Origin of the sequence: Psychrobacter sp. TB15, from assembly GCF_000511655.1 — a bacterium.
Taxonomy (GTDB): domain Bacteria; phylum Pseudomonadota; class Gammaproteobacteria; order Pseudomonadales; family Moraxellaceae; genus Psychrobacter; species Psychrobacter submarinus.
Window position 1 is genome coordinate 240,554 of record NZ_AYXN01000015.1, and the last position, 15,763, is coordinate 256,316.

Here is a 15,763-nt window from a genome sequence, read left to right on the forward strand (position 1 = left end):
AACGATAAAGCATATAGGGTACGCACAAACATGCTAGCAGTCGAGCCTTTATTTACCAAGCATCACTCAAAAAAAATGTCTTTTGTCTGATAAAAGACAAAAGACGTTTACATCACAAACCACTAATAAATCGTGGAATCTAAATCGAGGTAATTATACTTCTAAAAAGTCTAAGATACCTTCCGCCGCTTCTCGGCCTTCCCATATCGCGGTGACGACTAAATCAGAGCCGCGTACCATATCGCCGCCAGCAAAGATTTTGGGGTTACTGGTTTGGAATTTATAAGGCTGATCTTCAAGTGCCAACACCAGACCGTTCAGATCCATCTCAACCTCATAACCTTCAAACCAATCGGCAGGGCTTGGACGAAAGCCAAAGGCCATAATCACTGCATCGCACTCGATGATCTCTTCTGAGTTTTCTACTGGCTCAGGACGGCGGCGGCCACGATTATCCGGAGCACCTAATTGCGTGGTTACCACTTTGACACCATTGACCTTACCGTTCAATCCAATGATCTCTGTGGGCTGTCGATTAAACAAGAATTCAACGCCTTCCTCACGCGCATTCACCACTTCACGGCGCGAGCCTGGCATGTTCTCTTCGTCACGGCGATAAGCGCAGACGACGCGCTCGGCACCTTGGCGAATGCTCGTACGGTTACAGTCCATCGCCGTATCGCCGCCACCAAGTACCACTACCTTTTTACCTTTTAGATCAATGTATTCAGATGGGTCTTTTTCCCAGTCGTTACAGCGATTGACATTGGCAATTAAGTAATCTAACGCATCGTAGACGCCGTCTAACTCTTCGCCAGCGAAACCACCGCGCATATAAGTATAGGTACCCATGCCCATAAATACCGCATCATAATCACTCACTAGCTCATCGATGGTGATATCAGTGCCGACTTCGGTATTTAGGCGAAATTCAATGCCCATATCTTCAAAGATAGTACGGCGATTGCGCATGACGTCTTTTTCCATTTTGAACTCAGGAATACCAAAGGTCAGTAGCCCGCCAATCTCAGGACGTTTGTCAAAGACGATAGGCTTGACGCCATTTCTAACTAAGATGTCAGCGCAGCCAAGACCTGCTGGCCCTGCACCGATGATCGCAACTTTTTTGTCCGTCCAAACCACATCGGACATATCAGGACGCCAGCCTAAGGCAAAAGCGGTATCGTTAATATATTTTTCGACGTTACCGATAGTGACTGCGCCAAAACCGTCATTTAAGGTACAAGCGCCTTCACATAGGCGATCTTGTGGGCAGACGCGGCCGCAGACCTCAGGTAAAGTGTTGGTACGATGACATAATTCAGCCGCTTGAAAGATCTGCCCTTCAGTCGCAAGCTTTAGCCAATTAGGAATGTAGTTATGTACTGGGCACTTCCACTCACAATAAGGGTTACCGCATTCCAGACAGCGATGCGCTTGATTGGCCACCAGCTCGGTATCTTGAGGCGTGTAAATCTCTACAAACTCTGTGGCGCGAGTGACGATATCTTTTTTCAGTGGTTCAAGTCTAGGAATATCCAAAAACTGAAAACTATTTTCTAAACGTTTTGCCATAATCATAATCTCTTTGATAGTGGGTAGTGATGAGCGATAAAGACCAGTTTCTCAATACAGAATCAAGTCTTTAGAATATCGCAGCATCACGGACCTGCTGAAAGCCGCTGCGTTTATACAGCGCAGCGTTTCTGATACGCTACTGACATGCTACTCAAGTTACTCATGCTACTGCGGATCTGCCATCGTAGTATTGAGTAAGTTGGCAATACTTGCCGCCTTTGGCTTAACCAAATAAAACTTGCGCACGTAATAATCGAAATCTGCCAAGAGTGTCTGTCCCCAAGCGCTGCCGGTCTTAGCCACGTGGTTTTCAATCACTTGCTGCAAATAGATACGATGTACTTCGGTCTGCTCGCTAGAGATGCGGTTCAGATCGATCAGCTCATGGTTGCAACGATCAAAAAAGTCGCCTTCCATGTCGAGTACATAAGCAAAACCACCCGTCATACCAGCCCCAAAGTTAAGACCAGTACGTCCAAGAATCGTGACGATACCGCCCGTCATATATTCACAGCAATGGTCGCCTGTGCCTTCGATAACCGCATGCGCGCCAGAGTTACGAACACCAAAACGCTCACCTGCGGTCCCAGCAGCATATAACTTACCGCCCGTTGCTCCATATAGACAGGTATTACCAATGATAGCAGTGTCCTTTGCAGCAAAGTTAGATTCTTTTGGTGGGTAGATGACAATCTCGCCGCCTGCCATACCTTTTCCGACATAGTCGTTCGCATCGCCCTCAAGCTCGATATGCAGACCGCCTGCATTCCATACCCCCAAGCTCTGCCCTGCGGTCCCCGTCAAACGAAGCTTGATTGGCATATCACTCATGCCAAGATTGCCCCAATGCTCGGCAATCTCACCGGAGATACGCGCACCGATAGAGCGATCGCAGTTACCGACATAATAGCTATAGTCACCGCCTGTGCCTTGACGAATGGTAAGCATCATATCACTTATCATCTGCTCAGCGAGCAAGCCTTTATCGAATGGCTCATTACGCTCGACCTGACAAGTCTGCGGCATACCGCTACTGGCAGGATGACTAAATAAGAGCGGTGATAAGTCAAGATGACGCTGCTTATCAGTATGACCTTCTAAAATATCAAGCAGATCGGTACGCCCAACTAGCTCTTCCATACTGCGAACACCCAGTACAGCTAACCATTCACGCGTTTCAGTCGCCACAAACTTAAAGAAGTTGATTAACATCTCCGCCTCACCGATGAAGTGCTCATCACGCAACTTGGATTTTTGGGTAGCAACGCCTGTTGGACAGTTGTTTAAATGACAGATACGTAGGTACTTACAACCAACCGCAATCATCGGCGTGGTACCAAAGCCAAAGCTCTCTGCGCCTAAGATAGCGGCTTTGACCACATCTAGACCCGTCTTGAGACCGCCGTCGGTTTGGATGCGGACTTTGTCACGTAGGCCATTGACGCGTAGAGATTGATGCGTCTCAGCCAGGCCCAGCTCCCACGGCGAGCCGGCATGATGGATAGACGTTAAGGGTGATGCCGCGGTACCACCATCATAGCCTGATATGGTAATCAGATCAGCATAAGCTTTGGCAACGCCCGTCGCAATCGTACCAACGCCTGGACGAGAAACGAGCTTTACCGAGACCAAAGCATCTGGATTGACTTGCTTAAGATCAAAGATAAGCTGAGCTAAATCTTCAATAGAATAAATATCATGGTGCGGCGGCGGTGAAATTAGCGTCACCCCCGGTACTGAGTAACGCAGACGCGCAATCAAAGCATTGACCTTGCCGCCTGGCAGCTGACCACCCTCACCCGGCTTAGCACCCTGCGCAACTTTAATCTGCATGACTTCAGCTGAGCGCAAATACGCAGGAGTTACGCCAAAACGACCAGAGGCAACTTGTTTAATCTTCGAGTTACGCAAGGTACCATAACGCACCGGATCTTCGCCGCCCTCACCTGAGTTTGAGCGCCCGCCAATCGTGTTCATTGCCATCGCTATGGACTCGTGCGCCTCAGGCGATAAAGCGCCTAATGACATACCCGCAGAGTCAAAGCGCGTCAAAATCTCAGAGATGTCTTCGACCTCATTAACATCGATGCTGTTGTCAGTTTTTAGTTGTAACAAGTCACGCAACGTCGCAACTGGGCGGCTATTTACGAGGTTGGCATAATTCTGGTAATTTTCGTAATCACCCGTACGTACCGCCGTATGTAAGCTGTTAATCACGTCAGGATTGAAGGCATGGTACTCTTTATTAAAGACGAACTTGAGCAAACCGCCTTGATCGAGCGGTGCACGGCGTTTAAAGGCATTGGCAGCAAGTACGGCTTGATCGGCAGCTAAGTCAGCAAAAGTCGCGCCTTTGATGCGGCTTTGTACGCCTTTAAAGCAAAGATTGACCACCTCTTCAGACAGGCCGACCGCTTCAAACAACTGCGCGCCGCGATAAGAGACAATGGTCGAGATGCCCATTTTTGACAAAATCTTTAATAAGCCTTTATCCAAGCCTTTACGGAAATTGACGCGGGCTTGAATTGGGTCACCAAGCAACTCACCAGTCGCAACCAAGTCATCGATAACATCATATGCCAGATATGGATACACACAAGTTGCACCAAACCCGATCAATACAGCCACTTGATGCGAGTCACGAGCAAGACCTGTCTCAACGACTAGGTTGGCATCAGTACGGATGCCTTCTGCAATCAGATAATGATGCACGGCTCCTGTGACCATGATGGCATTGGCGGGTACTTTTTCTGTATCGATCTCTTTATCAGACAGTACGATCAAGGTATTGCCCGAGCGGATGTTATCTGCCACTTCTTTGCAAATAGCAACGATAGCATCAGATAGCTCTAGAGTACGGTCATAGTTCAGATCGATACGAGCCATCTTGAATGCTGGATCATCCAACGTTTCAAGCTGATGCATCTTGCTGGCTGACAAGACTGGTGATGACAAAATAATACGATGAGCATCTCTTGCTGATGGCGCAAACACATTGGTTTCAGCGCCTAGGCAAGTTTGTAGTGACATCACAATGGATTCACGTAATGGGTCAATCGGTGGGTTGGTCACCTGCGCGAACTGCTGACGGAAAAAATCACCCACATGACGTATCTGCTGTGACAGTACTGCCATTGGCGTATCGTCACCCATCGAGCCTACTGGCTCTTGGCCATTCTCTGCATTGGGTCGAATGATTTCGGTACGCTCTTCATTGGTGATGTGATACATTTTTTGTAATGCTTTTAGCTTGTCACCGCGGCAAGCTTGCATTGCCAATGTTTCTTCTAAGCGCTCGTCATCACGAATACGGGTGGCCTCTTCACGTAGCCATTTGCGGTACGGATGTGCATTTTTCAACAACGTTGCAATGGCAGTCGTATCTAGAACCTGACCTGTCACTGTATCGATAACGAGCATTTGACCTGGGCCAACTCGACCTTTTGCCAACACATCTTGTGGTGAGTAGTCCCAAACCCCTACTTCCGATGCCACAGTGATATAGCCATTCTTAGTCGTTACCCAGCGCGATGGACGCAGACCGTTTCTATCGAGCATACAGACGGCATAACGGCCATCTTGAATGACAAGGCCTGCAGGACCATCCCATGCTTCCATGTGCTGCGAGTAAAACTCATAAAACGCTCGCAAATCCATGTCCATGCTATCGACGTTCTGCCATGCTGGTGGCACCAAAATTGACATCGCATGAAATAAGTTCATACCACCAGACATCAGTACTTCAAGCATATTATCTAAGCTTGATGAGTCAGAGCCTGTGGTATTTACAAGCGGCGTCAATTTATTTAGGTTCGGCAGTTTGTCTGATTTGAGCTTTGGTGTGCGAGCTTTAGACCAATTGCGGTTACCTGTAATGGTATTTAACTCACCATTATGAGCCAGATAGCGAAACGGCTGCGCAAGCGGCCAGCGCGGTAACGTATTGGTCGAAAAACGCTGATGGAAAACCACGATATGTGACGCCAAGCGCTCATCTTGTAAATCTAAGAAAAAGGCTGGTAAATCTGAAGGCATGACCAGACCTTTATAAATAATCGTCTGGCAGCTCAACGAGCACACGTAAAACAATTCATCATCGATCAGACGCTGCTCGGCTTTTTTGCGCGCGACAAACAGCTTACGGTTAAAGTCATCTGCAGCTAGATCATCATCAGCATTGACAAATACTTGCTTAAAATCAGGCAGCGTCTCACGGCCAATATCACCGACGATACTCAGATCTAACGGTACTTCGCGCCAGCCAGCTACTTCTAACCCTTGTGCAGTAATCTCTTCGTTTAACACCTGCTGGCTATGAGCGGCCTTTTCACTATCTAAATGAGTAAACACCATGCCGACAGCAAAGTTGTCAGTGATAGACAGCTCCTGCTCAGAAGCGATAGTTTGAAAAAACGCTTTTGGCGTCGCTAGCAATAAGCCGCAGCCATCGCCAGTCTTGCCATCTGCTGCTACACCGCCGCGATGGGTCATACAGCTGAGACTATGAATAGCGGTCTTGACTAAGTCGTGACTGGCTTGTCCCTCAATGTGAGCAATCAAACCAAAACCACAGTTATCAGAGAAATCATCTGGAGTCGCTAGATGGCTATGCGAGGAGATCATTGACATGGTTTATCCTTTTGGGTGAACGGGCGCTTGGTATCCAATGCGAACATTAAACGCAGCATTGCAAGTAAAATGCAATTAAAATAAAATTTACTAAACTTTATGCTAATATATTTATTTAAGCGGATTAATAGAGCCCGCGATGAACGGCTAAAACTGCACCAGATGCCTAAAATTATTTAAGCAAGACTTTATAAGAGCGTCAATTCAACGCTCGTCTTATCGACGACTTATCCTTAAGTAGTAAATTAATTATTTTTTGCCATAGCAAATAACCAGACGGTTAGAGCTATGATTGAGTTATAACAACCATTTGAGGTGACAGCTACTAAGGCTGATATAGCCCTTACAATAACTGACTTATTATAAAGCTGACGATATACCTAGAGTCGTTATCTTATCTTTCATGAGTAAGATAACGTTTATACCTGGCGTTGATTTGTACAAAGAGTAGCAAGTTTACGATAATTGTACAAATCAGCGCAGGTACTCATCATAGATAATATTTAAGCAAAAATCTAGTTATTTATGTGACCTATTCCGCTTACCTCTATCATGAGTTTTTGTCGTTAAAAAAGTGAGCTGCTCCGCTTAATTCGTTCTTTCCTGAATGAGCTCTTTCATACTGTCGTTACTATTTGCTGTATTACTCGCGGCATCATTTGCGGTGTTAGCCGGTTTAGGCGTGGCATTATTGTTATTGTTATTGTTCGTTTTCGGCGGAGCGCTCGTATCCTTATCAGTAGGCGGTTTCGGCGCGGTGACTACCGGTGGTTTTTTGACTTCAGCGTCCGTGTTACGGGTATTACTTGGTATTTGAGCGATGTTTTCATTATCAGAGTCAATTGAGCGCTGTTCATTGACAGATAAAGTCGCTGAAGTATCCTCGGACTGACGAATACTCTCTTTTTGACTATTTGCAGCTGCATCGTTTTGGGCATTTGCCATATTACGCTCTGCTCTTTGCTTGATAGTATCAGCAGAAATACTATCCTCTGTAGCAGCGTTATCATTATCATTAGTTGTTGGCTGTTGACGTACTGGCACTTCACGCTGGGTACGTTTTAGCTTAACGGAACGAGCGCGTCTGCTGCTCAGATCTTTTATTGGTTCTGGACGCTCGTAGTTATCAATAATACTGACGTAGCGGCTGATCTCCTCTGGCAATACTCGTACACCAGCTGGTAGCCCAAAGTCTATAAGCTTAGCAGCGCCTACGGCTTCTTGCGGACTGCTCATAATGCCATAAGTCAACATATAGCGTAATTTATTGTTTTCATCACGATAACGAAAATAGGCAAACTTGTCACGATCTTTACGGCTTTCTAAATAGCTGACGATGACGTCGTTTTCGGCCACATTCATCACTTGTACCGTCCACTTACCTTTGTTCGCTGATAAGTAACGCTTATCCTTAAACTCATCAGGATAATTACGCAAATCACGGACCGTTGCCTCAAAGTCGATAGGCTGTACATCGGTATCAAGCTCATGTAAGGACTCGATGGATAATGGCTGTTTGAGCTCATCGACGGTGACTTGCGGCGTTGACAGCGGCGCATTCTCAATTTGAGCACCGATGGCAGATGTCTGACTAAACATCCAAACCAATGCAGTCACTACTCCGAGTAACAACGCCATCATCAGCCATAAAAGCGCTTGGCGACGATAGGATCGGCTCGCAGGAGATGTCGATGCGCGCGATTGTGCCATGAAAAATTTCCTTGGTAATGTAGGTTGCCAATATAAGTATCGACACTAACAATGAATAAATACAAAAGACAATAGACTAGAACTCTCTAAAAAGTCATAAATATCAGTCATCTATAATAACAGTATACCGCTTTATGGATTAGATTGGGATAAAACCTCTATCAATAGCTTCTCATCGAAATCATCGGTCAATATCCCCTCGCCTAGTGATTTGAGTAAAATCAGTCGAATCTTGCCGCCTTTGACTTTTTTATCATGACCCATTAGGTCAAGAGCGGTTGCCGCTGAGATAGCAGGCGGAGTAATAGGGAGGTTGGCAAGCGTTAAGATATGTTTTATCCGATCGGTATCATTCTGAGTCAGCCAGCCAAGCTTTTGTGACATCATTGCCGCTTGTACCATACCAGCAGCCACTGCCTCTCCGTGCAACCATTCGCCATAGCCCTCATGCGTCTCGATCACATGACCAAAGGTATGACCAAAGTTCAATAATGCTCTGACGCCTGACTCTCTCTCATCTTGCGCGACCACTTGCGCTTTATAGGCACAGCAGCGCTTAACCGCTACAGCAAGCACTTCTAGATCAAGCGCCATCATGGCCGGCAGATTATGCTCAAGCCAAGTCAAAAACGCTTCATCCATAATCAGCGCGTACTTAATCACCTCGGCGATACCTGCTGACAGCTCGCGCGCGGGCAAAGTCTGCAAAGTATTCATATCAGCCAGTACCATCTGCGGCTGCCAAAACGCGCCAATCATGTTCTTGCCTTGCGGATGATTGATACCGGTCTTACCGCCCACGCTCGAATCCACTTGTGCCAACAAAGTCGTCGGGATCTGAATAAAATTGACGCCGCGCATAAAGCTTGCTGCAGCAAAACCTGTCATATCGCCAATCACGCCGCCGCCAAGCGCAAGTAAAGTCACGTCACGGTTAAAATGCTGCGCCATGAGTGCATCGTATATTTTATTGATATGATCTTGATTTTTATACTGCTCACCATCGGGTAAGACGCAGACGGCTACCTGAAAATCAGTAGATAATTGCTGCTGTAAAGGCTGCAAGTACAAAGGCGCGACAGTCTCATTGGTGACGATTAACACTTGCTTGCCCGTAATATACGGTGCGACGCGCTGCGCCATAGTGCTTACCTTGTTACTGTCACTCGCGGCATCTTCGCTATCGCTACAACTTGCGGTAATAATAATAGGATAATCATGGCTTTGGGTTTGTACTGTCAAACTATCATCGAACAGGGGCTTTGCCATACCGGCTTCCTATGTAAAAATCTAGACGCTGTTTTTTATTGAATATCGACGTTGTTAAGTGGCGGCATATCTAGACTGAGGCTTATTTTTTGCAACACAGCTTTTGCAACACATTTTCTGTACCACTCTTTGCAACACCCTTTCAACACACCTTCGGCACACTTGGTGTGAGTTATAGTTAGCTGAATGTAAAACTGTTATGGATTTAAACGCGCTACTGGTATAAATTTTACTTGCGTGCTGCGTTCCCAGAGGCTGCGCAAAATTCATCCCAGTAGCGCTATGACATTTTTAGAGTGTATCGACTATACAACGGTAGTTACGGCTTATAAACGCAATATCGCGAGTATTAAGGCGTGTTGTCGCCCTGCGTTGTAGCAATAAACCGTTCTAGCTGCTGCAATAGCTGATTGACCATATGCCGCGGATAAGTGTGCCCAGTCGGCAAAATAATATGAGCCACTTGTCGATATAATGGATCACGGACTTGATATAAACTTTGTAGGATTTGTTTGGGATTCGGCTGTTGTAATAGCGGGCGCGACTTATCTTTGGCCGTGCGCGCCATTTGCACCTCAACTGGGGCATTCAGATAAACCACGATACCGCGCTGATGCAAAAACTCTCGGTTATCATGACTCATGACCGCACCGCCACCAGTGGCTAATACGATTTGGGGCTTTTGGGTCAGCTCATTAATAGCGCGAGTTTCACGCTCACGAAAGCCGGCTTCGCCCTCTTTGGCAAATATCCAAGCAATATCCGCGCCGGTTTGGGACTCAATATACCAGTCGCTATCAACAAACTCACGCCCTAGCTGTTTGGCAAGCAGACGGCCAATTGTGGTCTTTCCTGCACCCATCGGCCCGACTATAAATACCGACGGTAATTCCTCCAACATAACACTTACTCAGCTAAATTAACTATCATACAACGTCATCGATAATCTGGCTAGTAATCAACCTTGATATTAACAGCAAAAATTTTATTAAGCCTTTTTGAGCATCATTAAGACACAAAAAAGCAAGCACTTAGGCTTGCTTTTCTTCGCTTTAAAATTGGACGATGTGTAAAATAAAAACCGCTTAACTTTCATGGTTACAGGATTAACCGGGTTAGTCCAAACGACTGATGCCATCGTTGATAAGTTTTGGTGTCACAAATATCAGCAGCTCTTCTTTATTATTACTCCGCACATCGCGGCGGAAAGCACGGCCGATATAAGGTAGATCGCCTAAGAACGGTACTTTATCCACACCGTTGTTAGTACGGTTTCTAAACACGCCGCCTAAGACAATGGTCTGTCCATCTTCGACGATGACATTGGTTGAAATCGAATCTTCATTGATAGCGACATCGCCATTGATAATGGTTGGCGTCCCGTTAGTAATAAGAAGCTGCAAGCCAATTTTACCATCAGGGGTAATGTTCGGCGTGGCCTCAAGGCTAAGCGCCGCTTCTCTAAAGCTAGTAGACGTTGCGCCACTTGCCGCCGCTTCTTGATAAGGGATCTGCGTACCTGAGGAGACTTTGGCAGTTTGCTTATCTGCAGTCAAAATCTTCGGCGTAGAGATGACCTCCCCGCGATTGTCGGCTTGCAAGGCAGAGAGCTCAAGATCTAGCATCACATCGGATAAGCTAAGCAGACCAAAAGCGATACTGCCAGCCGCCGGATTAGTCACTCCCAAGTCGACACTCAAATTATCAGGGCTACTAATATCATAGCTCGGATAAGACACAGTCTGACCATTGACCGTCGTGGTCTCGATGTCAAAATCTTTTAAGTCCGCTAACGTCTGATTGCTACCGCCCACCAGTAAACTGCGATTGGTTGCCGCGCCGCTAGATAAGATACCCCAACGCACGCCAATCTCTTTACTAAAAGTATCAGTTGCACTAACGATACGCGCCTCGATCATCACTTGGCGTACCGGAATATCGATTTTGGTAATCAGCTCGCGAATATTCTCAATGCTATCAGCGACGTCTTTGACAATCAAAGTATTGGTACGCTCATCGATAGTGACGGTGCCGCGATTAGACAATAGAGTATTGTTATCTTCGATGTTAGCCGCATTACCAGTACCAAGAAGACCACTATTGTTATTGGCCGGCCCACTGCCCTCAGAGATAAGATTTAATACATCTTCCGCTCTAGCATAGCTTAGACGAATATACTCCGTGCGTAGCGGTGAAAAAGAGTCAACCGCGAGCTGCGCTTGTAGCTCATCTGCCTCTTGCTGAGCCAGCTCCGTCGCCGGTGCTACTAAGATGACATTACCGTTTTCGCGCTTACCTAGGTTTTTGCTTTTTAGAATAATATCGAGCGCTTGATCCCAAGGCACATTGATAAGGCGCAAGGTGATATTACCAGCGACTGAATCACTAGCAACAATGTTCATATTAGTGAACTGCGCTAAGATATCAAGCACACTACGAATCTCAACGTCTTGGAACTCCATAGACAGCGCTTCACCAGTATAGACTTTTTCTTCTAGCGTCGGCTCACGTAGTAGCTCAGGCTCAGAGATGCTGATATTTAACTGCGCGCCTGATTGATACGCTTGATATTCGTAGTCACCATTCATATTGATAGTGATAATACCGGTCTGACCTTGGTTTTTGGTATCGACACTCGCGACTAAGCCGCTATTGATATTGAGACGGCGCAGCAGGTTTCTAGGTACGGTACTGCCCGTCAAGCGTACGACAAGCTTATTGCCTTGGCGCTGTACATCAACCGGAATAGCTTCATTGGCTAAAGTGATACTGACATTACCGCCGCCACCGCTGCCGGCTGCAAAGTTCAAGGCCGTCAAACCATCATAGCTGTATTGACGACTCACTTGCGAGGCAGCAAGATTGGGGTCTAATAAAGGATTGACTCTGACCACCATAGTATCAGCCGGTACTTGCGGTTTTGTCGGTGCTTGCCGCACTACCACTGGCGCGGCTACGACGTTATCAGTCGCTACGACATTGGTCGCTACTACTGGGCTGTCGATAGGCGTGGTGGTGATGATTGCTGATTGGTTATTGAGCACATCAGCGACCGGATCATTGGTAATGACTTGGCGTGCAGGATCATTGATCGTCAATAGCAGATCGTTACCTTCTATTGCGGTAGTATAATCACCGCTTTTTTTCAGCCCAACAATAAGGCGCGTCGTACTGTCATTACTCAAAGTCGTAATATCGTTGACTATACCCACATTATAATCGTTGAAGCGGCTCGCCAAACCGTTTTGGACTTGTTCAAAGTCTAAGACTAAACGGCTAGGGTTATCGAGCTGATAAGCTGCCGGTACGTTTGGCGTCTCATTGAACCCCAAACGCAGCTGCGTTACTGCTGGCGCCGTCTGCACAACAGACACCTCATTGATGCGTTGCACCGCATAAGCGTTGCTCATAATAGCGGTCATGCCCAAAGCGAACACAGGAGCGGCGAAAGTAGAGGAAACACGACTACTTATCGTCCTTGCCTTATTGTTACGTACGGTCATTACTTATTCCTCAAAAATCTACCATCTTAATTTATAGGAGAGACCAGCGACTGTGGTCTTTCAATAAACCCGGCGCGGCTGTCTGGTACAATTTCAATTAGATTAATCTGCGTGGGCGTAATCTCAACAATACGGCCATCATTGAGTCCAAGATAATCACCTACCTTTACACTAGCGACTGACCCATCTGGACGCTGAACTAAAGCGTACTCTTGTCCTTCAGGAGAAACCACAACACCGCGAAAAGTCAGCTGAGCGATTTCATATTGCTCTAAAGGTTGTTTGATACGGTTAATATCAGGGCGTATGCCGTCGATAGCCGTGGTCGGTCCTTGCATATTTACCAAACTTGGTGGTAAAAAAGGACTGCGTAGACTGCTTGCGCTATAGACAAAGTCTTCTACTAGTGACACTTTAGGCGTCGGTTCAACCTCTTGTGCCTGTGACGCTCGTATGTCTTGCATGGCTTGCTCAGCTAGACCGATTCTATCGGCACAGCCACTGAGCAAAAGCGTCGTCATCGTTAAAAGCATAAGGCTGGGTAGCGGCTTAATCATCAGCAGCCTCCTCATCAGGCGTCACTTCTTTTGAGCGATAGGTCTTGGTCTGTAAGATCAAATTCAGCTCCGGAATGGCTTCTAAAGTGGGCTGTGGATTACTCACCTCAAAGTCATGCATAGTAATGATACGCGGCAGGGCAGCAAGACCACTGATAAAACTGCCAAACTGATGATACTCGCCCAAAGCAGCAATACGAATAGGCTGCTCGATAAAAAACTCATTCTCAATCTCAGGCTCAACAGAGATATCTTGGAAGCGGATATTACTGCCCACTCCCGTCATATTGATACCTTCTACCAATTCAGAAACCCGAGTCTCTTTAGGGAGCTGATCGAGCAAAGTATTAAATTCTATATCCATTTGCGCCACTTGCGCTTTATAAGTGTTTAAATGCCGTGCTCGTGACTCTTTTTGGCGATAGGTCTCAAGTAAGGTTTGCTGCTCACTTTCGCTGGCCTTAATCTCATCGATTTTACTACTAATCGGTAACGCCCAAGCCATAGCAGCAATGAAGACGACAATTAACAATAACACGGTCACTTTAACTGGTAGCGGCCAACTGCCAGAGTTTTGGGTATCTAGCGATTCAAAGCTACGACGAAAATCATTGAAGTCGAATGATTTTTTTGGCGGGGTCAATGGGCCTTGCGCTTTGATTGCGCTTTTTTTGGTTTTTATGAGGCTTTTTTTGCGGATAGGACTCATAAAGTACCTCCAGAGCCATTAGCACTAGCGGCGATCTCTGCTGACTGGGTAGGCTCAGTTAATGAGGACTGCACTTGAGTGGTTACTACAAACTGCACGTAACTGTCCTCAGGGTATATAGGTCGAGGCCGCTCACCGTTAGTAGGTGCTCGATTTAAGGTCGCTTCTGCCTCGTAGGCACTAATATTTTGCTGAATATTACGTACGGCGGAGTTTTCCATCCACAGGCTGTCGTCCAAATTACGAATTAAGCTTGAGACTACGTTTGGGTTGTCCGCTAGGCCGGTAAAGGTAAGTAGGTCACCCTCACGCTTTAGATTATTCAGATAAAGCGCTGGAGGCATCGCCTTTGCTACATCGTCCCATAAACGCACTGGAATTGGGCGTCGTCCCTGCAAGTCTTGGATAACTTGCATACGCGAGATAATATCTTCTCGGCGCTGCTCAAGCGTATCTATCTCCGCAAGTACCGTATCCAAACGATTGTTTTCTTGCATGATGCGATCATTGGCGTCACGCTGCTCTTCGAGCTCATTATTAAAATAGCTCCAAGTCGCAAACGCGGACAACAATGCCAGCAGCGTCACTGCAGCAACTAGCGTCAAAAACTCTTTATTGCGGCGGGCGCGTTCCTCAGAACGCCATGGTAGTAGGTTAATACGAGCCATTAGTTAAAGCTCCTAAGCGCAAGCCCACAAGCCGCCATTAGGCTGGGAGCATCGATAGCCAACTGCTCGCTGTCAATATAAGGGCTGATAGTCATATTAATAAATGGATCGGCGACGGTAACGCCGATATTTAGTTTTTGCTGGATCATGCCGGCAAGACCGGGTATAGAGCTACTACCGCCAGCGAGCACAATATGATCAATGTGGTCATATTGACTTGAGGAAAAATAAAACTGTAGCGATCGAGTGATTTGTTGTACCGTACTTTCCATAAACGGCGTGAGCACTTCAGGATAATAATCATCAGGCAACATACGCTCATGCTTATTAACCATCGCCTCTTCATAAGACAACCCGTAGCGCTCTTGGATGGCTTCTGTGAGCTGCAACCCGCCAAATAACTGCTCGCGGCTATAGATAAATTTATCGTTTTTAGCAATATATAAGGTCGTTTGATGATGGCCAATATCGATAACAGCGACCAATTCTGGCATATTTGGTAAATTATCTGCCATCATCTGAAAAGCTCTTTCGATAGCGTGCGACTCTATATCCATAACTTTGGTTTTTAGACCACCAAAGGCCAAGGCGTCCACCCGCTGATCTACGTTCTCAGAGCGTGAGGCTGCTAGCAAGACTTGCACCATCGTGTCATCAACGACAGAAGGCCCTAGCACTTCAAAGTCCAGATTGACTTCATCTAAAGGATAAGGGATATACTGATCTGCATCGAGACGGATTTGTGCTTCGCGTTCAACATCGCTTAAAGTAGCATCCATATCGATAATCTTGGTAATGACCGACGAGCCTGAGACCGCGGTTGCAGCATCATGGCCTGCAACTCGGTTTTGGCGCGCTAAGCTTGCAATCGTGTCACCAGCCGCTTCAGTATCGACAATCAGCTTATCAACGACTATCCCTGGCGGTAATCTTTCGATACCATAAGACTTGAGATGATAAACGCCTTGCTGCCGAGTTATGTCAACTAGCTTTACTGAAGTTGCACAAATATCTACTCCAATTAAACTCTGATGCTTAGAAGAAAGTAGCTTCACAGACCCTACACCTTATATAGAATATAGATTACAAAGGTTTTGTAATCATGGAATACAATACGTTACTTAATAGACATATTCAAGT

General features: G+C 46.4%; 10 protein-coding genes. All 10 read right to left on the minus strand.

The genetic code is table 11. The features are described from left to right. Positions 1 to 153: 153 nt before the first annotated feature. The 10 genes from W234_RS0103850 to W234_RS0103895 all read right to left on the minus strand — a co-directional run bounded on the left by W234_RS0103850 (position 154) and on the right by W234_RS0103895 (position 15,678). The gene (locus W234_RS0103850; protein WP_025644914.1) at positions 154 to 1,575 is read right to left on the minus strand and encodes an FAD-dependent oxidoreductase; all 1,422 of its coding nucleotides are present in this window, start codon (positions 1,573 to 1,575) and stop codon (positions 154 to 156) included. Positions 1,576 to 1,743: 168 nt separating this feature from the next. Continuing rightward, positions 1,744 to 6,207 (minus strand): glutamate synthase large subunit, encoded by a 4,464-nt coding sequence (gene gltB, locus W234_RS0103855; protein ID WP_025644916.1) that lies wholly within the window; start codon positions 6,205 to 6,207, stop codon positions 1,744 to 1,746. A 588-nt stretch (positions 6,208 to 6,795) separates the two neighbouring features. Continuing rightward, positions 6,796 to 7,917 carry a hypothetical protein gene (locus tag W234_RS0103860; protein ID WP_025644918.1) on the minus strand — a complete coding sequence of 374 codons (1,122 nt, stop codon included), beginning with the start codon at positions 7,915 to 7,917 and terminating at the stop codon, positions 6,796 to 6,798. Between the two features lie 132 nt (positions 7,918 to 8,049). Continuing rightward, positions 8,050 to 9,186, minus strand: coding sequence for a 3-dehydroquinate synthase (gene aroB / locus W234_RS0103865; RefSeq protein ID WP_025644925.1), 1,137 nt, complete (start codon positions 9,184 to 9,186; stop codon positions 8,050 to 8,052). A gap of 349 nt (positions 9,187 to 9,535) precedes the next feature. After that, positions 9,536 to 10,087 carry a shikimate kinase AroK gene (aroK, locus tag W234_RS0103870; RefSeq protein ID WP_025644927.1) on the minus strand — a complete coding sequence of 184 codons (552 nt, stop codon included), beginning with the start codon at positions 10,085 to 10,087 and terminating at the stop codon, positions 9,536 to 9,538. A gap of 214 nt (positions 10,088 to 10,301) precedes the next feature. Continuing rightward, positions 10,302 to 12,689: a type IV pilus secretin PilQ gene (pilQ, locus tag W234_RS0103875; protein WP_025644929.1), complete on the minus strand. Its 2,388-nt coding sequence runs from the start codon at positions 12,687 to 12,689 to the stop codon at positions 10,302 to 10,304. 26 nt (positions 12,690 to 12,715) lie between these two features. Beyond that, positions 12,716 to 13,246 (minus strand): pilus assembly protein PilP, encoded by a 531-nt coding sequence (locus W234_RS0103880; RefSeq protein ID WP_025644931.1) that lies wholly within the window; start codon positions 13,244 to 13,246, stop codon positions 12,716 to 12,718. Continuing rightward, positions 13,239 to 13,955, minus strand: coding sequence for a type 4a pilus biogenesis protein PilO (locus tag W234_RS13630; protein ID WP_037058819.1), 717 nt, complete (start codon positions 13,953 to 13,955; stop codon positions 13,239 to 13,241). Before W234_RS13630 ends, W234_RS0103880 begins: the two co-directional genes overlap by 8 nt. Beyond that, positions 13,952 to 14,623 carry a PilN domain-containing protein gene (locus W234_RS0103890; RefSeq protein ID WP_025644933.1) on the minus strand — a complete coding sequence of 224 codons (672 nt, stop codon included), beginning with the start codon at positions 14,621 to 14,623 and terminating at the stop codon, positions 13,952 to 13,954. The genes W234_RS13630 and W234_RS0103890 overlap by 4 nt, the downstream gene beginning before the upstream one ends. Then, positions 14,623 to 15,678, minus strand: a complete 1,056-nt coding sequence (locus W234_RS0103895; protein ID WP_025644935.1) for a pilus assembly protein PilM — start codon at positions 15,676 to 15,678, stop codon at positions 14,623 to 14,625. The genes W234_RS0103890 and W234_RS0103895 overlap by 1 nt, the downstream gene beginning before the upstream one ends. Positions 15,679 to 15,763: the final 85 nt, after the last annotated feature.